This is a genomic window from Kribbella albertanoniae, from assembly GCF_004348455.1.
GTDB lineage: Bacteria > Actinomycetota > Actinomycetes > Propionibacteriales > Kribbellaceae > Kribbella > Kribbella albertanoniae.
Window position 1 is genome coordinate 18,391 of the sequence record NZ_SMKA01000015.1, and the last position, 24,496, is coordinate 42,886.

19 protein-coding genes are annotated in these 24,496 nt (G+C 67.1%); 5 read left to right on the forward strand and 14 right to left on the reverse strand.

Going from position 1 to position 24,496, the window contains the following annotated elements:
- Positions 1 to 83 precede the first annotated feature (83 nt).
- Genes xylA through E1261_RS06370 form a run of 6 tightly spaced genes read right to left on the reverse strand, consistent with a single transcriptional unit; the run spans position 84 to position 7,348 of the window.
- Positions 84 to 1,244: a xylose isomerase gene (gene xylA, locus E1261_RS06345; RefSeq protein WP_132403308.1), complete on the reverse strand. Its 1,161-nt coding sequence runs from the start codon at positions 1,242 to 1,244 to the stop codon at positions 84 to 86.
- Positions 1,241 to 2,407 (reverse strand): Gfo/Idh/MocA family protein, encoded by a 1,167-nt coding sequence (locus tag E1261_RS06350; RefSeq protein WP_132403310.1) that lies wholly within the window; start codon positions 2,405 to 2,407, stop codon positions 1,241 to 1,243. Before E1261_RS06350 ends, xylA begins: the two co-directional genes overlap by 4 nt.
- A gap of 30 nt (positions 2,408 to 2,437) precedes the next feature.
- The gene (locus E1261_RS06355; protein ID WP_132403313.1) at positions 2,438 to 3,475 is read right to left on the reverse strand and encodes a substrate-binding domain-containing protein; all 1,038 of its coding nucleotides are present in this window, start codon (positions 3,473 to 3,475) and stop codon (positions 2,438 to 2,440) included.
- 14 nt (positions 3,476 to 3,489) lie between these two features.
- Complete coding sequence (locus E1261_RS06360; protein ID WP_132403316.1) at positions 3,490 to 4,524, reverse strand: ABC transporter permease; 1,035 nt, start codon at positions 4,522 to 4,524, stop codon at positions 3,490 to 3,492.
- Complete coding sequence (locus tag E1261_RS06365; RefSeq protein ID WP_132403319.1) at positions 4,521 to 6,080, reverse strand: sugar ABC transporter ATP-binding protein; 1,560 nt, start codon at positions 6,078 to 6,080, stop codon at positions 4,521 to 4,523. The genes E1261_RS06360 and E1261_RS06365 overlap by 4 nt, the downstream gene beginning before the upstream one ends.
- Positions 6,077 to 7,348, reverse strand: a complete 1,272-nt coding sequence (locus E1261_RS06370; RefSeq protein WP_132403322.1) for an ROK family transcriptional regulator — start codon at positions 7,346 to 7,348, stop codon at positions 6,077 to 6,079. Before E1261_RS06370 ends, E1261_RS06365 begins: the two co-directional genes overlap by 4 nt.
- A gap of 163 nt (positions 7,349 to 7,511) precedes the next feature.
- Between E1261_RS06370 and E1261_RS06375 the strand changes: the two genes are divergently transcribed.
- Positions 7,512 to 9,017 carry a glycoside hydrolase family 99 protein gene (locus tag E1261_RS06375; protein ID WP_132403325.1) on the forward strand — a complete coding sequence of 502 codons (1,506 nt, stop codon included), beginning with the start codon at positions 7,512 to 7,514 and terminating at the stop codon, positions 9,015 to 9,017.
- Here the strand turns inward: E1261_RS06375 and E1261_RS06380 are convergent.
- Together E1261_RS06380 and E1261_RS06385 are read right to left on the reverse strand one after the other, a co-directional pair.
- On the reverse strand, positions 9,014 to 9,709 hold the full coding sequence (locus E1261_RS06380) for a hypothetical protein (RefSeq protein ID WP_132403328.1): 696 nt from the start codon (positions 9,707 to 9,709) through the stop codon (positions 9,014 to 9,016). The genes E1261_RS06375 and E1261_RS06380 overlap by 4 nt on opposite strands.
- A gap of 332 nt (positions 9,710 to 10,041) precedes the next feature.
- A complete protein-coding gene (locus E1261_RS06385) occupies positions 10,042 to 10,836 on the reverse strand; it encodes a dienelactone hydrolase family protein (RefSeq protein ID WP_132403331.1) in 795 nt (264 codons plus the stop codon).
- 107 nt (positions 10,837 to 10,943) lie between these two features.
- Here E1261_RS06385 and E1261_RS06390 point away from each other — a divergent pair, with 107 nt between their 5' ends.
- Positions 10,944 to 12,629: a glycoside hydrolase domain-containing protein gene (locus tag E1261_RS06390; protein ID WP_132403334.1), complete on the forward strand. Its 1,686-nt coding sequence runs from the start codon at positions 10,944 to 10,946 to the stop codon at positions 12,627 to 12,629.
- Positions 12,630 to 12,677: 48 nt separating this feature from the next.
- Here E1261_RS06390 and E1261_RS06395 read toward each other — a convergent pair whose 3' ends face one another.
- Positions 12,678 to 12,971: a hypothetical protein gene (locus E1261_RS06395; protein WP_132403337.1), complete on the reverse strand. Its 294-nt coding sequence runs from the start codon at positions 12,969 to 12,971 to the stop codon at positions 12,678 to 12,680.
- A gap of 207 nt (positions 12,972 to 13,178) precedes the next feature.
- Here E1261_RS06395 and E1261_RS06400 point away from each other — a divergent pair, with 207 nt between their 5' ends.
- Positions 13,179 to 16,085 carry a S8 family serine peptidase gene (locus E1261_RS06400; protein ID WP_238176040.1) on the forward strand — a complete coding sequence of 969 codons (2,907 nt, stop codon included), beginning with the start codon at positions 13,179 to 13,181 and terminating at the stop codon, positions 16,083 to 16,085.
- A 592-nt stretch (positions 16,086 to 16,677) separates the two neighbouring features.
- On the opposite strand, the gene E1261_RS06405 is transcribed toward E1261_RS06400, so the two are convergent.
- From E1261_RS06405 to E1261_RS06415, 3 genes are all read right to left on the reverse strand, one after another.
- A complete protein-coding gene (locus tag E1261_RS06405) occupies positions 16,678 to 18,015 on the reverse strand; it encodes an amidohydrolase (protein ID WP_132403343.1) in 1,338 nt (445 codons plus the stop codon).
- Between the two features lie 17 nt (positions 18,016 to 18,032).
- Positions 18,033 to 18,422 carry a VOC family protein gene (locus E1261_RS06410; RefSeq protein WP_132403346.1) on the reverse strand — a complete coding sequence of 130 codons (390 nt, stop codon included), beginning with the start codon at positions 18,420 to 18,422 and terminating at the stop codon, positions 18,033 to 18,035.
- A gap of 965 nt (positions 18,423 to 19,387) precedes the next feature.
- Positions 19,388 to 21,055, reverse strand: a complete 1,668-nt coding sequence (locus tag E1261_RS06415) for an HNH endonuclease signature motif containing protein (RefSeq protein WP_132403349.1) — start codon at positions 21,053 to 21,055, stop codon at positions 19,388 to 19,390.
- A gap of 339 nt (positions 21,056 to 21,394) precedes the next feature.
- Here E1261_RS06415 and E1261_RS06420 point away from each other — a divergent pair, with 339 nt between their 5' ends.
- Entirely contained in the window at positions 21,395 to 22,039 is a 645-nt protein-coding gene (locus E1261_RS06420; RefSeq protein WP_132403352.1) for an alpha-ketoglutarate-dependent dioxygenase AlkB, read from the forward strand.
- 5 nt (positions 22,040 to 22,044) lie between these two features.
- On the opposite strand, the gene E1261_RS06425 is transcribed toward E1261_RS06420, so the two are convergent.
- On the reverse strand, positions 22,045 to 22,623 hold the full coding sequence (locus tag E1261_RS06425) for a Uma2 family endonuclease (RefSeq protein ID WP_132403355.1): 579 nt from the start codon (positions 22,621 to 22,623) through the stop codon (positions 22,045 to 22,047).
- A 45-nt stretch (positions 22,624 to 22,668) separates the two neighbouring features.
- Positions 22,669 to 23,121, reverse strand: a complete 453-nt coding sequence (locus tag E1261_RS06430) for a hypothetical protein (RefSeq protein WP_132403358.1) — start codon at positions 23,119 to 23,121, stop codon at positions 22,669 to 22,671.
- A 133-nt stretch (positions 23,122 to 23,254) separates the two neighbouring features.
- Between E1261_RS06430 and E1261_RS06435 the strand changes: the two genes are divergently transcribed.
- On the forward strand, positions 23,255 to 24,490 hold the full coding sequence (locus tag E1261_RS06435) for an MFS transporter (RefSeq protein ID WP_202874362.1): 1,236 nt from the start codon (positions 23,255 to 23,257) through the stop codon (positions 24,488 to 24,490).
- Positions 24,491 to 24,496: the final 6 nt, after the last annotated feature.

Sequence of the window (24,496 nt, forward strand, 5' to 3'; positions counted from 1 at the left end):
AGCTCCTCATGGGTCGGATAAGGTGCGCGCTCCATCTATTCCCGTGCTCTGCCCTGCGCGGGACGTAAGTACTACCAGCTGAGTCAGCGAACGCCGAGCAGGTGCTCCATCGCCAGCTGGTCCAGCTTCTCGAACCCGAGTCCGCGCTCGGCCAGCGCGTTCGGGTCGTAGGACTGGGCACGGAGGTCGGCCAGACTCTCACCCTCGGCCAGGGTGGGTTCGGACAACTCCGCGACGCGGGCCGCGGCCAGCGCTTCGGTCACTTCCGGGTCGGCCCGGAACGCCGCCACCTTCTCCCGCAGGATCAGGTAGTTGCGCATACAGCCCCGCGCGGTCTCCCAGACGCCTTCCTCGTCCTCGGTGCGCGGCGGCTTGTAGTCGAAGTGCACGTATCCGTCGTACCCGGGCTGTCCTTCGGCGCCCTGCAGTACGTCGACCGTCCAGAACGCCTCGCGGAGATTCCCGGCCCCGAACCGCAGGTCCTGGTCGAACCGCGGACCGTGCTGCCCGTTGAGGTCGATGTGGTAGAGCTTCCCGTGCCACAGCGCCTGGGCGATCCCGTGCGCGTAGTTCAGGCCGGCCATCTGCTCGTGCCCGACCTCGGGGTTGATCCCGACCAGCTCCGGGTCCGCGAGATCGTTGATGAAGGCAATCGCATGGCCGATCGACGGCAGCAGGATGTCACCGCGCGGCTCGTTCGGCTTCGGCTCGAGGGCGAACCGGATGTTGTAGCCCTGCTCGCGCACGTACGCGCACAGGATGTCCATCGACTCCTTGTACCGGTCGAGTGCGGCCCGGACGTCCTTCGAACCGCCGGACTCCGCACCTTCGCGACCGCCCCACAGCACGTACGTCGACGCGCCCAGCTCGGCGGCCAGGTCGACGTTGCGCAGGATCTTGGCCAGCGCGTACCGCCGTACCTGGCGATCGTTGGCGGTCAGGCCGCCGTCCTTGAAGACCGGGTGGCTGAACAGGTTCGTGGTCGCCATCTCCACGACGATGCCGGTCTCGGCCAGTGCCTTGCTGAAGCGTTCCAGGGTCTGGGTCCGGGTGCTGTCGTCCGGCACCAGGTCGTCGTCGTGGAACGAGATGGCGGCGGCGCCGAGCTCGGCGAGCTTCTCCACCGCGTGGACCGGGTCCATCGCGGGGCGGACCGCCGTACCGAAGACGTCGACGCCTTCCCAGCCTACGGTCCAGAGACCGAAGGAGAACTTGTCATCTCTACTAGGCGTATATGAGGTCATGCTGGAATCTCCTGCCATTGTCGGGACGTCGAACTGGCCTCGACGGCGGCCAGCACTCGCTGGACCCGCAGCCCGTCCGCGAACGACGGCGCCGGATCGGTGCCCTCGGCAATCGCAGTGACCAGATCGACGACTTGGTGTGTGAATCCGTGCTCGTAGCCGAGCAGGTGACCGGGCGGCCACCAGGCCTCGACGTACGGGTGTGTGGGTTCGGTCGCGAGGATGCGGCGGAAGCCGGCCGTCCGGGAGTCTTCGGCGGCGTCGTAGTAGTGCAGGACGTTCATGTCCTCGAAGTCGAAGGCGAGACTGCCCGCACTGCCGTTGATCTCGATCCGGATCGCATTCTTGCGGCCGGTCGCGAACCGGGTCGCCTCGAAGACACCGAGTGCGCCCGACGCGAACCTGGCCAGGAACACGGCCGCGTCGTCGACCGTGACCGGCCCGCGCTCCGTCCCCGCCGTACCGGACAAGCCGGTGTGCTCCGAGGCCGCCACCGGACGCTCCTTGACGAACGTCTCGAGCTGACCGCTCACCTCGGCGATGTTGTCGCCGGTGATGAACTGCGTCAGGTCGATGATGTGCGCACCGATGTCACCGAGCGCCCCGGAGCCCGCCTTCTCCTTGTCGAGGCGCCATGACAGCGGCGCCTCGGGGTCGGCGATCCAGTCCTGCAGGTACTGCGCGCGGACGTGCCGGATGGTACCGAGCTTGCCCTCGGCAACCAACTGCCGGGCCAGCGCTATCGCCGGCACCCGGCGATAGGTGAACCCGACCATCGAGCGGACGCCCTTGGCACTGGCTTGTGAAGCTGCCGCAGCCATCGCCTCGGCCTCGGCGACCGTGTTGGCCAGCGGCTTCTCGCACAGCACGTGCTTCCCGGCCTCCAGGGCCGCGATCGCGATCTCGGCGTGGCTGTCACCCGGCGTACAGACATCAATGACCTGTACGTCGTCACGCGTGAGCAGCTTGCGCCAGTCGGTCTCGGTCTCCTGCCAGCCGAGTTTGCCCGCGGCGGCCTGGACCGCGTCGGCGTTGCGGCCGCACAGCACCGTCATCGCCGGGTCCAGCGGCAGGTCGAAGAAGCGCGGTGCGCTCCGCCAGGCCTGCGAGTGGGCCGCGCCCATGAACGCGTAGCCGATCAGGCCGATGCCGAGGTTGGTCATACTTGCTCCTCTTCAGCTCTCGCTTGTCGATCAGCTTTCGAAGGCTGTGGGCAGGTACTGGTCGACGTTGTCCTTGGTGACGACCGGCGCGTACAGCTGGATCTCGCGCGGAACCTCGACCTCCACCAGGTCGCCGAGGGCCTTCTTCTGGACCAGCAGCCGGGCCAGCCGGATGCCGTCGGCACCCTGCGTCGACGGGTAGATCACGGTCGCCTTCACCAGCGACGTACCGGACTTGATGTCGCGCATCACGTTCGCCGAACCGGCGCCGCCGACCACGAAGAACTCCTTGCGGTTGGAGTTCTTGATCGCGGCCATCACGCCGACACCCTGGTCGTCGTCGTGGTTCCAGATCGCGTCGATCTTCGGGGCCGCCTGCAACAGGTTGGCGGCCTCCTTCTCGCCGGACTCGACGGTGAACGCGGCCGCAACGCGGTTGCTCACCTTCAGGCCGCAGTCGGCGAGCGCGTCCTTGAAGCCCTTGCTGCGGTCCTGAGTCAGCCCCAGCGAGTCGATCCCGGCGATCTCGGCGACGATCGAGTCCTTCTTGTCCTTCAGCTGGGAGCAGACGTAGGTGCCGGCCGACACCCCCATACCGTAGTTGTCACCGAGGATCGTGGTCCGTGCAGCGGCCGGGCTGTTGAACTCACGGTCGACGTTCACGACCGTGATCCCGGCCTCCATCGCCTTGGTCGCGACCGCGGTCAGCGCCGGGCCGTCGAACGGCAGCAGCACGATCGCGTCGACCTTCTGGTTGATGAAGGTCTCGACCTGGCTGATCTGCTGGTTCGGGTCGTTGGTGCCCTCGGCAACGAGCAGCTCGACGTCGGAGTACTTCTTCGCCTCGGCCTGGGTGGCCTTGGTGATCGCACCCATCCAGCCGTGGTCGGCCGCGGGCGCGGAGAAACCGATCTTGACCTTCTTGCCGGGTTCGTCGTTCTTACCGGCCGAGACGCCCTGCGGCGCCGCGTTGTTGTTGTTCTCGGCTTCTGGGGTGTTGCTGGTACACGCCGCCAAGGCGAGGACGCCGAGTCCGGCAATGGCGATCGTTCGGGCGGAACGGGACATCTTTGTCTCCTTGGCTATGAACTGGTGGTGCGTCTGGCGAGGCGCTGCTGGAGAAGAACCGCGATCACGATGATCACGCCCTTCGCCACCGACTGCGCGGAGAAGCTGAGGTTGTTGAGGGTGAAGACGTTGTTGAGAGTGGTGAAGATCAGGACGCCGAACACCGTGCCGACGATCGTGCCGCGGCCACCGGACAGCAGCGTGCCGCCGATCACCACCGCAGCGATCGCGTCGAGTTCGTACAGCTGACCGTGGGTCGAGCTCCCCGTGGTCGTGCGGGCCATCAGCATCACCGCGGCGATCCCGCAGCACAGGCCGGCCAGCACGTACAGCGCCACCGTGTGCCGCTGGACCTTGATGCCGGCCAGGCGAGCGGCTTCGGTGTTGCCGCCGACAGCGAAGGTACGGCGGCCGAACGTGGTGCGGTTGAGGACCACCCAGCCGGCCGCGGCGACCAGCACGAAGATCCACACCAGCGTCGGTACGCCGATCAGCGAGCCACCGAAGAGATCCACGAACGATCTGTTGTTGACGATCTGGGTCCTGCGGTCGGAGATGATCTCGGCCAGACCTCGCGCGGCCGCCAGCATCGCCAGCGTCGCGATGAACGGCACGATCTTGCCGTAGGCAATCAACAGGCCGTTCACCAGTCCACACGCGCCGCCCACCAGGAGGGCCGTGGAGACCATGAAGATCCAGTGATAGTCCGTCGCCAGCTGCTGGGTGGCCAGGGTGGTCGCCCACACCGAGGACAGAGCAACCATCGCCCCGACCGACAAGTCGATACCGCCACCGGTGATCACGAACGTCATCCCGATGCTGACCACACCGATCGTCGCGGCCGCCCGCAGGATCGTCAGCACGTTGGGCCCGGTCGCGAAGGTGTCGCCCGATGTCGCCACTCCGACGATGCAGAGCACGACCAGCGCCAACACCAGTCCGAGGTTCCGGCCGGCTCCAGTGCTCAGTAGACCGCCGGCTCTCTGCGCTGTCGGCGGGGCGACCGTCGCCTGAGTCGATGCTGTTGTGTCCGAAGGTGCCTCACTCACACTGAACTTCCCTCCATCACCAAATCGAGGACCTGGTGTTCGTCAATCTCTTGCGCGGGCCCCGTGTGGACGGCACGCCCCTCCCGCAGTACGACGACCCGGTCGGCCAGACCGAGCACTTCTTCGACCTCGCTGGAGACCAGCACGATCGCAACGCCACTGGCGGCCAGCTTGCGGACCAGGGCGTAGATCTCGGAGCGGGCGCCGACATCGACGCCGCGGGTGGGTTCGTCGAGCAGCAGCACCCGGCAGTCCCGGAGCAGCCAGCGAGCCAGCACGACCTTCTGCTGGTTGCCGCCGGACAGGTTGCGCACCGGCTGATCGACGCCAGGCGGGCGGACGTCGAGAGACTCTGCGAGCTGTACGGCGGCCGCGCGCTCGGCGTGGTTGTTCAGGAACCCGCCGCTCGCGAAGCGCTGCATGGACGACACGGTGATGTTCTTGTAGACGGCCTCGTCCAGCAGCAGCGCCTGACTCTTGCGCTCCTCCGGTGCCAGTCCGACACCGGCCTTCACTGCGGACTGCACCCAGCCGGGGCGTAACGCCGTACCGTCGACGCGGACCGATCCGGTCGCGGGCTTGCGAGCGCCGTACACGGTCTCGAGGACTTCGGAACGGCCGGAGCCGACGAGGCCCGCGAAACCGAGGATCTCACCGGCGCGGACGCTGAAGCTGATCCCGGCGAACTCTCCCGGGCGGGAGAGATCGGTGACCTCGAGAACGACCGGGGCGGTGGTCAGGATCTCGGCGCGGGGCGGGAAGACGTATTCGATCGAGCGTCCGGTCATCAGCCGGATCAGCTCCTTGGTCGGTGTCTCGCGTGCGTCGAGGCCGGTGGCGACGGTCGCGCCGTCCTTGAGAACGGTGACGCGATCACCGATCTCGCGGATCTCCTCGAGCCGGTGCGAGATGTAGACGACCGCCACTCCCTGCGCCGTGAGACCGCGGATCACGCGGAACAGGTTCGCGACCTCTTCGGGATCCAGTACGGCGGAGGGCTCGTCCATCACGATCAGGCGTGCATCCCGAGAGAGCGCTCTCGCCATGCTCACGACCTGCTGGCCCGCGGCCGGGAGAGAGCCGACCTCACGCCGTACCGGGATCTCGCCGTGCCCGAGACCCCGCAGGATCTCCCGAGCGCGGGCCGCAGCCTCGTGCCGGCGGCTGAACCCGAAGCGGGCCGGCTCATGGCCGAGAAAGATGTTCTCGGCCACCGACAGACCGGGAACGAGGTCGAGCTCCTGGTAGATCGCCGCGATCCCGCGCTGGATCGCGGCCGTCGGGGTGTTCAGCTGAACCTCGTCGCCGTTGATCCGGATCGTGCCGGCATCGGGCTGGTGCGCCCCGGTCAGCACCCGGATCAACGTGGACTTGCCCGCGCCGTTCTGGCCGAGCAGGCAGTGCACCTCCCCCGCGCGGACGTCCAGATCGACCCCGTCCAGGGCCCGGACACCCGGGAACTCCTTGACGATCCCGGTCATGGTGAGGAGAGCGCTCTCTGTGAGCACAGCTCCGCTCTCCCGGCCGGCCGGGGCCGGTGGGGTGGATGGGGTCATGGGGCGACTCCTTGTTCCGTGCGGCCGATCGTGGTGGGGTCGACGAAGACCTGGTCGAGGGCGATCTGGGCGCCGCCGCGGACGGCGGCGGCGAAACCGAGCTCGGAGCGGACCACGCGGCACCCGCCGCCGTCCGGCGCGATCACCCGATCGCGGAGAGCCTGTTCCAGCGGCTGCTTGAGCCAAGGTCCGAGGACCGCGAAGTATCCGCCGAGCACGAGGACGTCCGGGTTCAGGATGTTCACCAGGATCGCTCCCCCGATCCCCAGCCAGGCGCCGACGTCCTCCAGCGCGGCCAGCGTGCGCGCGTCGCCGTCCTGGGCGCGCTGGGTGATCACGGCCAGCCGCTGCTCGACATCGAGCGTCGGGTTCCGCACCGGGTCGTCGGGATCTGTTGCCTTGTGCAACAACGCGCTGAGGCCGACCACGGTCTCCCAGCAGCCGGTCCGGCCGCAGCCGCAGATCCGGCCGGACGGAGCGACCGGCATGTGCCCGACCTCACCGCTGAAACCGCTGCCGCCACGCAGCAGGTGCCCGTTGGACACGACGCCGCCACCGACGCCGAACGCTCCGGTCAGGAGTACGAGATCCTGCACCGGTCCATCCTTGCGCAACTCCGAGTACGCCGCGAGGGCTGCGAGATTCGCTTCGTTGTCGATCAGCAGCGGATACGACCGGCCGCCGAGACGCTCGCGCATTTCGGCTGCAACCTCCAGCTCGCCCCATCCCAGGTTCGGAGCGAGGCTGAGAGCGCCGGTGTCGCTGCGGACCAGACCCGGGACGGCCAGGGTGACACCGGCGAGCTGGCCGGACCGCGCTTCCACCGCGACCAGGGTTTCCCGGATCAGCTCGGCCAGCCGGTCGAGCGTCGTACCGGGGTCCAGGTGAGCGACGTCCACGGGAACGCGACGCTCGAGAACGGTTTCTCCGGAGAGATCGAGTGCGGTGACCGCGAGATAGTCGACATTGATCTCGGCGCCGACGCCGCAGACGCCGCTGCCGTCGAGCTCGACCAGCTGGCCGGGGCGACCGAGTGCGCGGGTGGAGTCGGCAGAGCCTTCGCGGAGCAGGCCGCGCTCGACGAGCTCGGCGACCAGGCTGCTCACGGTCGCCTTGTTCAGGCCGGTGTCGGCGGCGATCCGGGCTCGGGACTTCGGGCCCGATTCGCGGACGTGGCGCAGGACGACCGAGAGGTTGTTGCGGCGCAGCGAGACGTGATCGGCCGCGACCGCGCGATCTCCGGGACGGCGTCCATCGGTCAATGTCATCCGCCCCACCCCCAACCCTCTGCCCTGTGAGCCCGATCACAGACTTTGTCTGTTGAGCCAACAAACTAAGTTTCGGACAGTTTCGCGTCAAGGGGTTGTCACGATCGATTTCTTACAACACTCTGTTCACAATTTGCACGCTCCTCCTCCCAGGAGACCGCCCATGAAGCTTTCTCGTCGTACCCTGCTCGCTTCCGCTGCCGCGGCTACCGCAGCGGGATCCCTTCCACAGTTCAGTTATGCCGCCAGTCCGCCTGGTGACGTCGTCGGGAAAGTGACCGTCGGCTACCAGGGCTGGTTCGCCTGCCCCGGCGACGGTGCACCGATCAACGGCTGGTGGCACTGGAGCCAGAACTGGGGCCAGCCGCCCTCCCCCAGCAACACCGCCATCGTCAGCTGGCCGGACATGCGCGACTACAGCGCGACGTACCAGACGGCGTACTCGAATCTCGGGAACGGACAGGCCGCGCGGCTGTTCTCGTCGTACGACCAGCAGACCGTGAACACACACTTCCTGTGGATGCAGCAGAACGGCTGCGACACGGCCGCGCTGCAGCGGTTCAACCCGACCGGCGGTGAAGGACCGACCCGGGACGCGATGGCGGTGAAGGTCCGTCAGGCCGCGGAACAGTACGGGCGCAAGTTCTACATCATGTACGACGCGACCAACTGGGCGAACATGCAGTCGGAAATGAAGACCGACTGGATCAACAAGATGCGCGCGTACACGGCATCGTCGGCCTACGCCTTCCAGAACGGCAAGCCGGTTGTGTGCATCTGGGGCTTCGGGTTCAACGAGGCCAACAAGGCCTGGCCAGCCTCGGTCTGCCTCGATGTCGTGAACTGGTTCAAGGGCCAGGGCTGCTACGTGATCGGCGGCGTACCGACGCACTGGCGGCGCGGAGTCGAGGACTCGCGGGCCGGGTATCTCGACGTGTACCACGCGTTCAACATGTTGTCGCCGTGGATGGTCGGCCGGATCCAGGACGTGGCGGGCGCGGATCACTACTACAACAACGTGAATCAGCAGGACCAGGCCGACTGCAACGCGCACGGGATCGACTATCAGCCGTGTGTGATCCCGGGCGATCTGTCGTCGGGGCACCGGCGGCACGGCGATCTGATGTGGCGGCAGTTCTACAACCTCAAGCGCGTCGGCGTACAGGGCCTCTACATCTCGATGTTCGACGAGTACAACGAGGGCAACCAGATCGCGAAGACCGCGGAGAGCGCGGCCTGGATCCCTTCTGGGTCTGGGATCCGGGCACTCGACGAGGACGGTACGGCGTGCACGTCGGACTACTACCTGCGGTTGACGAACGACGGCGGGCGGATGTTCAAAGGCCAGGCACCGTTGACGCCGACCCGGCCGACGGTGCCGTGGCCCGCCCAGGGCGGAAGCGGCGTGATCTTCTACGAGCATGTGGACTATCTCGGCGCCGCCGGCGCAGTCCTTGCTAAGGGCAACTACACCCGGGCGCAACTGGTGGCCGCCGGGGTGCAGGACAACTGGGCCTCATCGGTTCGCGTCCCCGCGGGCTGGACGGTCACGATCTATGCCGAGGACAACTTCGGCGGCCAGACCTGGGTCCGGACCGCCGATACGCCGAACTTCACGACGCTGTCCCCGAACGCCAACGATCACTTGACGTCGGTGCGGATCACTTAGAACAGTTCGAGGCTGTCGCCGGCCGCGGTGATGACTGGATTCTCGAGGTAGAGACGGCAGGCGATCGCGTGCCCGGCGCAGGTGAGCAGCGCCGGGCCCGCGGCGTCGACGACTCGGTAGGCGACCGGATGCTCACAACGCTCGACTGCGCCCTCGTTCGGCTGGTTGCAGCCGAGAATGTGGCAGCTGACGGTCTCACCGACGTTCATCAGGGTGAGGCCGTGATCAGCGCAGACTCCCCATCCGACACCGCACGACTCACCGTCGTTCGCAGCGAGCCTGACGAGGCTTCCGGCGGTCGCTTCGAGCCGGCCGGCCAGAGTGCGGAACGTGCTCGCCGCCTGGTCGAGCTCGCGGCGAAACTCCCGCAGGGCAACGGATTCCGGCATTCCGCGGGTGGCGGCATCGAGGTTCTCGGACAACGCCATCGCGGCGACCGCGATCTCGTCGACCCGGACCGGCGTCGTGAACTCCCCCAACGGCGGAACGTCCACCCGCCCGATCGGCCGCTCCGACCAGTGCGCCTCAGCAACCGGTACCTCAGCAACCGGTACGTCGGCCTTCGCAGCGCTCGCCTTGCCGTTCGCCGCGTGACCGTTGGTGTCCTTGCCGTTCTTACCGGTGACCGGGTCCGTCCTGCCGTCGGTTTCGTCCGCCGGAACCCGGCTTTCCTGTGCTACCCGCCCGTTCATGCAGCCTCACTCATCAAGTGCCTGGCTCGCGCCATGCCCGCCCCCTGGTAATGCCCTTCACAACAGTGACCCGTGATGGGCACCGGGGCCGATCGTCCCACGTCAACGTCGCTTCAACCAGAGGAAATCGGTGGGCGTCACCCACCGCTCTTCCTCCTTTGCACACCGCAACGCTCTTCCTACTTTGCGCACGCAACGAAGGCGGTGGCCCCAGGCCACTACCCGTTCCCCGTCACTGCGCTGCGCAATCACAGCCAGGGGATTCCTCAACGCTGCTTTAACATTTCCGAACGCAGCGTTATGGAGACCTGCCGGTCCGGTGACGGCGCGTGTCAGCTCAAGCGTTCGCGGAAGAACTCGACAGTCCGGGCGCGAGCGTGGAAGGCCGAGTTCGGCGGATTCTCCTTGATCTCGCGGGTGAGCACGGAATGCGCGGACCTGCCGTAGCCCTCGGAGTTGCCGGGACCGGAATCCAGCTCGATGACCTCGAAGGCATCTCCCAGCTCGGCCCGCAGCGTCGTGAACCGATCGGCCGGTGCCATCGGGTCCTTGCTGAACCGCAGCCCGAGAACGCACAGCCCGTCCGTCTTGGTGCGCTCCTTGACCACGTCGAGTTCCTGGCGCGACAGGCCCGGATCGCGGCGCAGCTTGGGGGTCAGCGGCAGCGGGACGGACGGCTGGGCCAGCACCGGGGCCAGCACCACGTCGTCGACCGCGGTCGCGAGTCCGAACCCGCCGGTGAAGCACATCCCGACCACGCCGACTCCCCGGCCAGGAGTCCGGGCCGCGAGATCAGCAGCAATCGCTCTCAGGAACTGCGTGATCGGGCGTTCCGCGTTGCTCGCGAACGCCCGGAACTCCTTCGACACGCAGACCCGAGAGATCGTCCGGATCCCGTAGAGAGCGCTCTCTGGCTTGCCCGGCGTTCCGAACAGTGAGGCGATCACGACCGTGAAACCTTCGCTCACGAGATGTTCGGCGTACCCGAGGACCTCCGGGGTCAGACCGGGAATCTCGGGAATGACAATGATCCCGGGGCCCTCGCCCTTCTCGAAACAGTCGTAGGTCTGCCCGGCTCCCGTGAAAGGCTCCCGCCGCCAACCGGCCGCTTCCGGACTTGTCGCCATACCCGCTCCTCTGCATCGATGTAACACCTAGGTCGAAAGGCTTGAGCTCGGTGCCGGTGAAGCAGTGCACTGGGACTACTCAGCCCTCCGCCCCCGAGGAAGTGCTCATGTACCGTCCGCTCACCTTACTGACCGGCGTCGCGCTGGTACTCACCGCAGCCACGGTCGTCGGACCGGCCCAGGCCGCCCCAGACGAACGGTCCATCAGCTACCACGGGTACCAGGTCGCCGTACCGAAGTCGTGGCAGGTCGTCGACCTGTCCAAGGACCCGTCGGCCTGTGTGCGCTTCGACCGCCCGGCGGTCTATCTCGGCCGGCCCGCCGACCAGCAGAACTGCCCGGCCCACCTGGCCGGCCGCACCGCGGGCCTGATCCTGGAGCCCCTCTCCGGCGCCGCTCCCCGCGCCGCCGCGGTCGCAACCTCAGCCGGTACGGCGGCCGCCGTGGCACCGTCGGCCGACAACCAGATCCAGGTCGGTGTCGAGGATGCCGGCGTACTGGTGACCGCGATCCACGGCGCCTCCGCTTCGGAGGAGGCGTCCGTCCGGCAAATCCTCGGCCGGGGTCGCGTCACCTCCAAGGCCGACGCGGCAGCGATGGTCCGGCCGAAGGCTGCTGCGATGGCGCCCGCGGCCACGATCGTTGCCCCAGGCACCATGATCAACCAGCAGGCGTTCGACCAGTGCACGGCACCGTCGCTGGGTGCCATGAACGCTTGGAAGGCCTCGCCGTTCAAGGCCGTCGGCATCTACATCAGCGGGGCATCCCGCTCCTGCACCCAGGCCAACCTGACCGCGTCCTGGGTCGCGTCGAACGCCGCCAACGGCTGGTCGTTCATCCCGATCGACGTCGGCTACCAGGCGCCGTGTGGCGGCCGGAACCCGAAGATGTCCTTCAACCTGGCCACCGCCCGCTCGCAGGGCTCAAGCTCGGCGAACGTCTCGGCCGACGCGGCCGCCGCGCTCGGGATCGGCCCGGGGAGCGCTCTCTACTCCGACATCGAGGCCTACCCGACCGGTGACACCGCCTGCCGCGACGCGATCATGTCTTACATCTCCGGCTGGACCGAGACCCTGCACGCCCGCGGCTACCTCAGCGGCGTCTACAGCAGCGCCGGTTCCGGTGGCCGCGACCTGGCCAACTCCGCCGGTGACAGCCGCTGGCTGATGCCCGACCACCTCTGGTTCGCCTGGTGGAACGGCGCCGCCGACACCAACGGCGGCCAGTACATCCCCGCCGGTCTCTGGTCGAACCACCAGCGCCTGCATCAGTACAAGGGCGACCACAACGAGACCTGGGGTGGCGTCACCATCAACATCGACAGCAACTTCCTCGATGTCGCCGGCAATCCCCCGCCACCCATGACCGACGGCGTCTACCGGATCAAGGCCGAGGTCGGCGGCTTCGACCTAGACGTCCAGGACTGCCAGCCCCAGAACGGCGCCAACGTCCGCATGTGGGACCGCATCCTGACCAGCCCCTGCCAGCAATGGCACATCGTCCACACCACCGGCAACACCTTCAAAATCGTCGACGGCAACACCAACAAACCCCTCCAGGTCTCCGGCTGCTCCACCGCCGACACCGCCCCCGTCGACCTCTCCGACGACGTCAATGCCGACTGCCAGACCTGGACCATCGAACCCATCATCGGCGGCGCCTACAAGATCATCGGCACCGGCTCAGGCAAATCCCTGGACGTAGCCGGCTGCTCAGCCGCCCGAGGCGCCGACGTCATCATCTGGCCCTTCCACGGCGGCTCCTGCCAACGCTGGTACTTCACCGCCGTCTAGCCGACCTTGTCGCGATCCCGGGCATCCCCCGGGATCGCGACACTCACCTCACCGCGCGCTCTTGTCCTTCGCACACAGCGCCATCACCAGTCCGAGCGGGCCGAGAACGAAGTACTGCGGGTGGTAGATGTTCTTCTGCCGAGCCACCCGCTCGGCCCATACGCCGCAGCGCCAGTACAGCGCGATCAGCAGGGCAGCACCCAAGAAGCCCAGCAGTAGCCCCGGCACGCCATCGACAGCTGTGGCTGTGAACCTCAGGACAGCCAGCACAGCAATGATCAGCGTGATCTCGAGCCACATGGTCCAGGGCTTGCGGGCCGCGTCGTTCCTCGTTGTTGACATCGGTGCGTACATCGCGCAGGGCAGTGCAGACGTTACGGATTCTGCAGGAAGTTGCAGAGCGGGGAGCGAGGTTTCCCCGGTTTGGCGGGTCTTACACCTCCCTGGACGTCAGATTGCACGTTTTGTCATCGGGATCACAAAGCGGAGTGGACCGAAATGCTGCGATACTCCGGTCACTGTCACTCTGAGACCCTTGGGGGGGTCCCCTTGAAGTTTCGCCCTGCCCTTTTGCTGCGCGCGGCCGTCCCTGCGGCTCTCGTTGCCAGCTCGCTGGTCGTGCTGACCAGTTCTTCCGGCTCTGCCGCTGAGGACCGCACGCCGTTCGAGCCGAAGTTCACGAACCGGCACAAACCTGCTGGCAAGGCGGCGTACGAACCGAACGCCGTCATCGTCAAGTTCAAGCCGACTGCGAGCGTCACCAAGCGTAAGGCCGTGCTGTCGAAGTTCCGGACGACGACCGAGGACTCGGTCTCGGACACCACAGTCAAGATCACCGGCTCGGTGCCGGCGCCGGAGTTGCTGAAGAAGGTCAAGGCCGACCCGACGGTCGAGCTTGCCTCGCTCAACTACATCCGCCGCGCCACTGCTGTGCCGAACGATCTGTACTACCCGATGTACGCAGGTGGCGTCTGGGGTCAGGCGGATGCCATGAACACGATTCGGATGCCACAGGCCTGGGACCTGTCGAAGACCAACGGCAGCCAGCTCGTCGCCGTCCTGGACACCGGCGTCGACGTCACCCAGCCGGACCTCGTCGGTCATCTCGTGCAGGGCTTCAACGCCGTCTCGAGCACACGGCCGACCAAGCCGTACGATGATCACGGTCACGGCACTATGACGCTCGGCATCATCGCCTCCGCCGCCAACAACGGCAAGGGCACCGCAGGCGTCACATGGAACGGCAAGGCCATGCCGGTCAAGGTCCTGAACAACCATGGCGAGGGACCGGACAGCCAGATCATCAAGGGCCTCGACTGGGCCGTCGCGCATGGCGCGAAGGTCGTGAACATGTCCTTCGGCAGCGACGAGGAGGAAGGCACCCTCCTGCACGACGCGATCAAGCGTGCCGTAGCGAAGGGCGTTGTCATCGTGGCGTCGGCCGGTAACGACGGCGACGGACGGCTCCACTACCCGGCGTCGTACTCGGAGGTCATCGCTGTCGGTGCAACCGACAACGGCGGGTCGTTGACCAGCTTCAGCAGCTACGGCGACTGGGTCGACATCGCGGCGCCCGGCCGGCGGATCTTGACCACTGGTGTGGTTGCGATGACCGACCCTCAGGATGACCCTGTCTGGTCGTGCACCGGCACCTCTTGCTCAACCCCGCTTGTGGCGGGCGTTGCGGCTATGGTGAAGAACAAGTGGCCGTCGTACACGCCGGCGCAGGTCGCCGCACGGCTCAAGAGCACAGCCCGCGATGCTGGACCCCGTGGCCTCGACCCGTACTACGGTGCAGGTATCCTCGACGCGTACGGGGCACTTGGCGGCAAGTGGGGAGCCGACTTCGCGACTAATCCTGCGGACGGCAACGACCAGCCGGCCCGTGCGGTCGAAATCACTGGTACTCCTGTGCAGGGCACAAGCAGGACCGAGGGCGACGTCGACTGGTACAAGGTGGGCGCAGCGTCGGCCGCACGCAACATCAAGCTCTCTCTGACTGGGCCGATCTTCAACGAAGCGACCCAGACGTCGAACTTCGCGCCGAGGGTCGACGTGTACGACTCCGAGCTCCGGCGCCTGGGTGGCGCAGTAACGCCGTACCCGACGCGGACCGATCCTAACGGCAACCCGATCTGGGAACAGCTGAACGCGACCGCACTGGTCAGCGCGCCTGCAGGGGTCGCCTACATCGCTGTGCGGAACGACAACGGCTCTCGGGACAGCCGGTCATACTCGCTCGATGTCACGACGGAAGGCAACGGCGGAACGGCCTCCGGCATTGCGTATCCGGTGTCAGACGCACTGCCGGCGGATCTGTCAGTCGGAGCGGCCGTTACGACCAAGCCATCGGTGACGTTTGCTCGGGCGATTGACGCGGCGACAGTTACCGCGGCGACGGTTCGGTTGGTCAACGGCAAGACGGGGGCGGTCGTTGCGACGACACCGGCTTACACCGAGGACACCCGGACGGTCGTGCTGACTCCGTCAGCTCCGCTGCTGGACAACGCGCCGTACCAGATTCAGGTGAGCGGCGTTCAGGAAACGGGCGGGACTGCGCTGGCGCCGTTCCGCAGTGTGTTCTCGACTGTTGATCTGGTGCCGGCTGCGCTGGAGACGTTTGATGCCAGTGGGTCGTTCCAGAAGGCGAACCTCGGGTGGAAGATTCCGGCGCTCGGGGATCTGGATCAGATCATCGTGAGGCGGAACGCCGGGGGTAGGTACCCGACGCCGACGACTGGGACGCTCGTTTACTCCGGTACTGCGTCCAGCTTTGCGAACACGGCGCTGCCGCAGTCGACGACGTACACGTACTCGGCTTGGGTCAAGGACCGCAGTGGGAAGCTGAGTGCTGGTAAGGGTACGCAGTTGCTGGGGATGAAGTCGGGAATTTCGACGACGTCAACGAAGCTGAACATCGGTGGGTCGATCACGCTCAAGGGCAGCACGCTGGGGATCGACGGCAAGGCGTACCCGACGTTGCCGATGAGCATCTACTCGCGGCCGGCGAACGGGACGACGTTCAAGCTGCTGAAGACGCTGGGGTCGTCGTCGACGGGGACGGTCAGCTACACGTTCAAGCCGGGGTACTCGGCGGTGTACATGCTGACGTTCGCCGGGAACGGCGACCTGATGGGGACGCGGACCAACGACATCACGGTGCTGGTCACGCCGACCATCTCGTCGACGCTGTCGCCGTCGACGGTCAAGCTGGGTTCGACCACGAAGCTCAGTGGTGTGGTGACCCCGGCGCACTCCGGCAAGTCGGTGCAGTTGCAGCGGCTGGTCGGGAAGACGTGGACCGCGGCGGCTTCGGTGAAGCTGAGCTCAAGCGGCGCTTACGCGTTCGGGATCAAGCCGCCGTACAAGGGGAAGATCGCCTACCGGGTCTACTTCCCGAGCGACGGCGACCACACCCTCGCCTACAGCGCCATCCGGACCCTGACGATCACCTGATCCCAAGGATCCGCCTGTGTGCCCCGGTCGATTGCGGCCGGGGCACACGCATGTCCGGCGGAGGATCATCGCGCCGGCGGACTCCAGCCACTGACCAACCCACCCTGAAGGGCGGTCGGCGGCTCGCCTTGAGCGTGGTGGAGTGGGAGTTCGCGAGGTTGGTCAGTGTTGGCGGTCCGCCGGGTTCCCGCGATCGGACCGCGCGTGTGTCTGCGGTCGCGAGGCATGCGGCCGGCGACGTACAGCGGCGGCCGACTGAAACCAGAGGGCGCGCCGAGCGGATGGCTGAGCCGGATGGCGAGGCCCGGCGACCTCGGTTCCACATCGCCTGGGGCTGACGGGCTGTGGCTGAGGTACGTGCTGCTCGAGATCTTGCGTTACGCGGTGATTTTTCGGGTCTATACGCCGTTTTTCTACCGCATAGTGCGCCGACCACCCCCGGGACCCGAGATCGCGGGGCGAGGGACACCTTGAGCACCGATCAACCACCTCCCGGCCGGCCGGATGGTTGAACCGTGCTCAACGTCGTACCGGCTCGGTGGAGAGCCCTTTGCTGACTGGGCTTGGGGGCATTTGGCGAGGTGGCGGTGGGTCAGGGGGCGTAGTGCTGGATGGCGCTGCCTTGGGAGAGGTCTACGAGGGTGTGGGCGAGGGAGCGGGCGTCGGCTAGGACTTCGGCGAGGTCGAGCTTGGTGAGTTGGCGGTTGCGGACTACTACTTCGCCGGCTACCAGGACTGTGTGGACGTCGGAGGCTCGGACGGAGTAGACGAGGGCTGCTCTGGGGTCGTGGAGGGGTTGGTTGTGGGGCGCCGACAGGTCGAGGAGAGTGATGTCGGCTTGGCGGCCTGGCTCCAGTACGCCGAGGGTGGTCGGCTGGTTGGCCGCGGCGGCGCTGTGGCGGGTGGCTAGGCTGAGGGTGTCGGAGAGGGGCATCCACTCCGCGTTGTTTTGTTGGTGTTTCTGGGTGAGGGCCAGGAGGCGGAGGGACTCCCAGACGTCGAGGGTGTTGTGGACGGCGGCGCCGTCGGTGCCGATGCCGGTACGGATGCCGATCGAGTGGAGCTGCTTGACGGGGGTTCCGTTGCCCATGGCAAGTTTCAGGTAGACCTTGGGGCAGGTGGCGACGGTCGTGCGATCGGCGTAGCGGGCGAGGATCGGGAGGTCCGTGTCGCGGATGCCGCAGCCGTGGGCGATCAGGGCGCCTGCGTCGAGGACGCCGGTGCGATCGAGGATCTCGATCGGGGTGACGCCGTGTTTGTCGAGGGAGGCCTGGGTTTGGTCGTCCGTCTCGGCGGCGTGCAGGTGGATGCGGAGGCCCTCGGCGCGGGCGACGTCCGCGGTACGGCGGAGGTCGTCGTCTGACACCGTGTACGTCGCGTGCGGGCCGAGGCTCGCCGTGATGCGCGGGTGGAGGGTGGCGAGCTCGCGGGTGGTGGCGATGGCTGCGTCAATTGCTTCGGGCCCGGCCGAGGAGAAGTAGGTGGGCGCGAGGTCGGCGCGGATACCAGTCTCGATGGCGGCCTGCGCGATCTGGTCCGCGTGGAAGTAGTGGTCGACGAAGGTGGTCACGCCGGCCAGGAGCATCTCGGCACAGGCCAGGCGCGCGCCGACGCGGACGCGCTCGGGGGTGAGGTTGACCTCCATCGGCCAGATGCGCTGGTTGAACCAGTCGTCGATGGACAGGTCCTCGGCCGCGCCGCGCATCATCACCATCGGGCTGTGCGTGTGCGAGTTGATCAGGCCGGGTACGGCGAGCAGCCCGGTGCCGTCGATCACCTCGACGGGCGTCGCTGGTGGAGGTGTGCCGGTCGGGACGATGGCGGTGATGACGGAATCGGTGAGGTGGATGTCCTGGGCCTCGGCCACGTGGCACTCCCCTGCCTCGGGGACGATCAGGACGTCGACGTTGCGGATCAGCGACTGCGCCATACCGGAGCCTCTCACGCTCAGGGGTAACGGCCGGCGAGAACGCAGAACTCGTTGCCCTCGGGGTCGGCGAGGACGACCCAGGTCGCGTCGCCGCCTTGGCCCACATCGGCAGGACGGGCGCCCAGGTCGAGCAGACGGCGGACTTCTTCGGCTTGGTCGCGGTCGGTGGGATTCACGTCGAGGTGGAGTCGGTTCTTGACGGTCTTGGCTTCGGGGACCTGGACGAAGGTCAGGGTTGGCGGCACGGGGCCAGGTCGGTTCCTGCCCTCGGGGACCGGCGGGGAGCCGATGGTGATGAGGTCGTCCTCGACCAGTTGCACCTCGTAGTCCAGCACCGCGCACCAGAAGCTGGACAGGGCGCTAGGGTCGGCGCAGTCGATCGCCAACTCCGTCAGCTTGCTGGCCACGTCGGAACCTCCCGGTTGACGATGGAACGAATCAACGGCCATCTTTCCATCGGCTCCCTGGGAGGGAGAGCAACCCCTCATGCGGTCCCCTTCGGTGAACCGATGAGCGGAGCGAGCTCGGCTCCCCTCGACTCCGGCTGGTAGCTACCGCGCGCTCGCTGAATTGATGGGGCGCCGGGGCGCAGCGGGCGGCGCTGACTATCCGCAAACGCACACCGCCCGGGTTCCGGGCTGGGGCTGTGACCTGACTTCGGTCATTTGGGTCAGTGCCTGAGCCGAGCAACCGGTCGGCGAGTGTGGCAAGTGTGGCCTCCGCGCCGCTCTCCATCGTTTACCGGCGACAATTTCCCCACAGTCGAGACGGGACTGCTGGTGATGGTGCGTCGAGCGAAGACACCGTGCTGGATGGGAGGCCCGGTGAGGGCGGGGCGGACCGCCGCCACTGACCAACTCTGTGCGGCCTGCCTGGTTCACGCTCGGCACGGCGCGGCTGGACCGCTCGCGAGCGGGTTGGTCAGTGGCACAGCTCCGCCCCAGTCACCCGCACCCGATGAACCGGGGTCATGGTGTGCCCCACAGATCACAACGTCCGAAAACACGCCGACCACGTGCTGCAAGTCTTCGGACGCAGCGACACTCCACGCAACTGCTCGTCGTGCCCGCACCGGCCAGAGCCACGTCCGGCGGAACAGCCCCGTCCGGATCTCATGAGGGCCTGAGCTCGCCTGCTCGGACAAGCATCGTCGCAGGTCAGCGCCGTGCATACTTCCCAACGCGGCAAGGATGACCGAAGTCGGGTGACCATCCGCAAACGCACACCGACCGGATCCTGGCGCGGGCTGTGATTATGCGCGCCGTGGCTGGGTGATTCGCGTGGTGGTGGTGCGGGTCCCCCGGAGGGCATGCCTGCGGGCCGGCCTGGTGGGCCGGCTGTGGCGGTGGCACGGTGAATCTGTGGTGGGGGTTTATGGTCCGGCTGTTGGGGTGGCGTTGGTGGCCCAGGGGTCGGTGTAGCCGGCGGGAGTGAGAGCGAGCAGTCGTGCTCGGAAGGCTTCGCGGGGTGCGGCTCGTTCCGGGTCGGGGAGGATGCTGGCTGCGGGGAGCCAGGTGGGTTGCTCGTGAATGGGGTCGCTGCTGTCATCCGCCCGGGCGGCGGCAGCCCAAGCGGCGGCGGCAGCCCAGCTGGCGGCGGCTCTGGCGCTGCGGGAATCGGTGGTGCTGGGGTTTACGTTGCTGGGGCTGACCATGTCCGCACCAGGGCTGTCGGCGCTGGTGCCACTGCCACCGCCGGCACTGGCATTGGCGTTGCTGCTGCGGCTCGCGCCGGCGATGCCGTCGCTGCTGGTGTTGCGGGCAGGGGTGGCCCAGTCGATCAGTCCGGTGATCGCGGCGCGGTCGATGTTTGGTGACGGGTCGGCCCAAGCAGGGCGGGTGACCTGGACGCCTTCTGCGGTGATCGTGATAGCCCATTGACCGTTGTGCACGGCGCGGTGATGAACAGCGCACACCAGGGCCAAGTTTCGCAGGCTGGTCGGGCCTCCCTCGGCCCAATGAATCACGTGATGGGCGTGACACATCCACGGCGGTGCCTTACACACCACACATCCCTTGTCCCGCTTGTTCAGCGCCCGCCGGATGTACCGGTTCACGAACCTCTGCTCGCTCCCGACATCCAACGGCTGCGAATCACCGCCGAGCACAATCGGCAACACCGCCGCGTCACACGCGAGGAGCCGGACAGCGCCCGCGGACAGGTTCGCGCCGAACACCAACTCACCAACCGCACCACCGCCCGTCGTACCGTCACCGGCTCCCGCTTCACCACCGAAGGCGGCTGGGGCGGTGGCGGCCATGGCGGCTTTGAGGTCGTTGAAGTCGATCGTGACAGTGATGTGCGGAACCCCGGGATAGTCGGTATTGCCCGCGGCGGCATCCATCGTCACCTTCAACGCATCAGCGCGCCGCTGGTCCGCCGTCCGCGGGTCGCGTTCACCGTCGATGGTCTTGTGGGGCTTGGACAACTGGTGGTTCTGGGTGAGGAACTGTTCACCGCTGGCACCGGCCAGGAACCCGGAGAACTTCACTCCACCGTCGGTCTGACGCAGCCGCAGGTACTCCTTCGCGACCGCTTCGTCCTCGGCCGGTTCAGGGCCGTCGGTGTCCAGCCGGGCCAGGACGTCCTGCCCGAACTTGGCGAGTTCGCGCGGGTTACTGCCCCGGGCCACGTTGACCATCTGCTCTTCGGCAACGGCCAGGGTCTCGACCGAGACGGAAGCGGGCGCTTTCTCGAGGGTGGTGACGATGATCTTGGCGAGGTCGATCGACACGGCCGCGGGCTTCGACGGATCCGCAGGATCGGGCAACGCAGCGGCCACCAGCGGATACTTGCGCAGCCGCTCGGCGAACGTGAGGTCCTTGCGGACGTCGGTGCGGTCAAGGCGGTACCGCTCCGAGACCAGTTCGGCGGTGTCGCGGGCGCCGAGTTCTTGAGCGGTACCCATCTCGTCCAGTCGCGCCATCGTCTGCAACCGATCCGCCGCGATGAAGGCAGCGGCAGCTTCCAGTGTGTCCAGGCGGGTCAGCAGTTCACCGCCGCTCTGGGTATATACCGGGGGCATCGCCAAGATCTCCATACCTCAAAGCTTAGACATGCCCACCGACAGTTTCCGAGCCCGAGAACCCTTATTTACAAAGAGATCTGTGGGCTGTTTGTGGGCTGGTTGCACACTCAACTTGCCCACACCCAGCCCCATCGTTGCCTGCAGCAACTACAGCCTGATGGACGAGCCACCGTGGCACATCCTCGGCCGCATCCGAGCGACCCACCCGCCGGCGCCGGTTCGGATGGCGGTGATGCACAGGCCTGGGTCTCGCGGTCGCATCCGTGTCGCACGCGCGCCCGGACGCAGCCCCCATGCGATCAACCGGACCCGATGGGAACAGATGTTCGAATTTCGGGTAGAGTGCGGGTTATGGGTGCTGATCTTCAGGGCTCGTTGCTGGATGCGTTCGAGGATCCGGGGTTGGGATCGCTCGAGGGGATCACGCGGGCGGAGCTTGGGCAGGGCGCTTGGGTCGATGTGCTGCCAGGGTGGTTGCGCGGGGCGGACCAGGTGTTCGAGCGGCTTGTGCGGGAGGTGCCTTGGTATGCGGAGAAGCGGCAGATGTACGACCGCGTGGTGGATGTGCCGCGGTTGCTGTGCTTCTACGAGGAGAGCCAGGATCTGCCACTGCCGATCCTCGACGAGGCTCGCGACGCGTTGAGCGACCACTACCGCGAGGAGCTGGGCGAGCCGTTCCGGACGGCCGGGTTGTGCTACTACCGCGACGGCCGGGACAGCGTGGCCTGGCACGGCGACCGGATCGGGCGCGGGAATCACGAGGACACGATGGTGGCGATCCTTTCGGTAGGTGAGCCGCGCATGCTCGCGCTACGGCCGCGGCCGGGTGGGTCGAGCGGGCCGGTGAGTTCGGCGGTCCGGTATCCGCTCGGGCACGGCGACCTGATCGTGATGGGCGGCTCCTGCCAACGCACCTGGGAGCACGCCATCCCCAAGGCCAGCGGACGAGTCGGGCCCCGGATCAGCATCCAGTTCCGCCCCCGCGGCGTGCGCTGAGGCTGCTACTGGCGAGCGAGCGCGGCTGGATCCAGCTGCATCGGGTACGGCTCCTCGATCGTGGAGAGCACTCCCCCAAGAGCTGTCAGTGTCCGGCGGTACTTGCCGTTGCTGAGCTTGGAGGCGATCAGGCGTGGATGCTTCTCAAGCTCGAGACGCCAGTAGAAGTCGATGCCGGCTTCGGCATAGAGCTGGGGTTTGATGATCCGGTCCTGCGGCTGCGTGTGAGGTGACACGATCTCGACGACGAGAAGCACGGAGTCGCTGGGGCAGCGCGGAGCGTCGGTCGCCGTGACGGCGCTGTCGATCAGCAAGAGGTCCGGGGTGGCCAGCCGGCCGCCGGGGATCTCGACGTTGATCACCGGGAGCAGTTCATAGGGAGCCCGGGCTGCCACGACTGCCGCCTCCAGCAGGTTGGCGAGCCGGCGCGAGGCACGCTGATGAACAGATCCCTCCAGTGCTGGGGTCACCGTCAGGACGCCCGGGGTGAGTATTTCGTAGCGGGTGTGATTGCCGTCGTCCGGGAGCGCTTCGACGTCTTCGATCGTCCACGGCCCGACGTGATCCACGAATCCGATGCTCATCGATTGATCCTCCAGCTGGTGATGCCCGGCTCAGTCTTCCATGGGTCAGGCGGCGTTCGAGTTGGCGAGTAGGGGTTGGTAGATGTGGTCGGGGGTGGCTATGTAGAAGGCGAGGAGGGGGACTTGGGCGGCTTGGCAGAGGTGGTGGGCGGCGGTGGACCATTCGTCGTCTACTTCGGGCCAGGTGGGTGGGCCGGGGCGGCCGAGGGCCAGGAGGAGGCAGGAGCCGGGCTCGGAGCGGAGGGCGAGCACTAGCGGGTGCATGGCTGTTGCGCAGAGGCCGGGAGGGTCCAGGGGTAGGTCCTGCTCGGCGAACTCTTCGGGCAGGTCGATGGCTACTACGGCTCGGAAGCGGGCGTCGGGGCCGCAGAGGATGGCGGTGAAGGTGCCGTTGCGGCGGTCGCGGTCGCTGACCATCAGGTCGACGACGTCGGCGGCGAGGGTGGGATCGGTCAGGGGCTGGTCGGCCCACTCGGGGGCCAGGTCAAGGAAGGTCATACCAAGAAGGTGCCGTGGATCCCAGCCCGGATTCGAGTTATCCACAAGGCAGTTTGCCATCGGATAATTGGCCCACCCAACTGGCCATAAAGTGGATCTGTAGCGTGGGCCGCTGCGGTCATAGGCTCATCACATGATGACGAACAAGTTCTTGCCGCCCGCGGGAGCACCGCGCGATCTGGCGATGGCACAGCTGGCGAACTCGGTGGGCGACGGTGCGTTCGTCGTCACGTCGGCACTGTTCTTCACGCGGGTGGTCGGGCTGTCGGAGGCGCAGGTCGGGCTGGGGCTGACGATCGCTTGGCTGGTCGGGTTCCTGACCGGCGTGCCGCTGGGCAACCTGGCGGACCGCAAGGGACCGCGGATGGTCGCCATCCTGCTGGCATTGAGTACGGCGGTCTCGGTGGCGGCGTTCTTGTTCGTCCGCAGCTTCCCGCTCTTCCTGGTGGCCGCGATCGCCTACGCCTGCAGCCAGACCGGACTGACGGCTGCTCGGCAGGCACTGCTCGCCGGACTGATCGCGCCGGCCGAACGCACCCGGATCCGCGCATTCCTGCAGGCCACGGTGAACGGTGGGCTGGCGGTCGGTGCGCTGCTCGGCGGAATCGCGCTGCAGTTCGACACAGAGGCGGCGTACCTGATCGTCTTTGCACTGGACGCGGTGAGCTTCCTGATCGCCGCCGCGCTGATCAGGCGCGTGCCATCGGTCGCGGTCACCGTCCGGATCCAGGGTGAGCCGCGGCTCGCCGTACTGCGGGATCGTCCGTACGCCGTCCTAGCGCTGCTGAACTCGATCATGCTGCTGTTCATGCCGCTGATCAGTCTGATCGGCCCGCTGTGGATCGTGACTCGCACCGATGCGCCGAGCTGGGCGGTCGCCTCGCTGATGATCGTGAACACGCTCGGCGTCACGTTCTTCCAGGTGCGCGTGGCGCGTAAGGTCCGCGATCTGCGCACCGCGACGAAGTCGGTCCGGTACGCCGGGATCGCGATGCTGGCCGCCTGCGGCGTGTTCGCCTTCACCGCGATGGACCTGCACCCTGCCGTCGCTGCCGGAGTGCTCATCCTCGCCGCCGCGCTGCTGACGCTGGGCGAGATGAAGCTGGCCTCGGGCGCCTGGGAGATCAGCTTCGGGCTGGCGCCGGCCGACAAGCAGGGGCAGTACCAAGGGTTCTTCGGCACTGGTCCTGCGATCGCCAGGATGCTCGGTCCGGCGCTGCTGACCACGGTGGTCCTGGGCTGGGGCCCGATCGGCTGGATCCTCGTCGGAGCCCTGTTCCTTGGGACCAGTATGGGAACTGGTCCCGCCGTAAAATGGGCAGCGCGGACGCGGGCCGTCAGTGTGGACGGTCCGGCCGTGGTCGCCTGAGGAGCC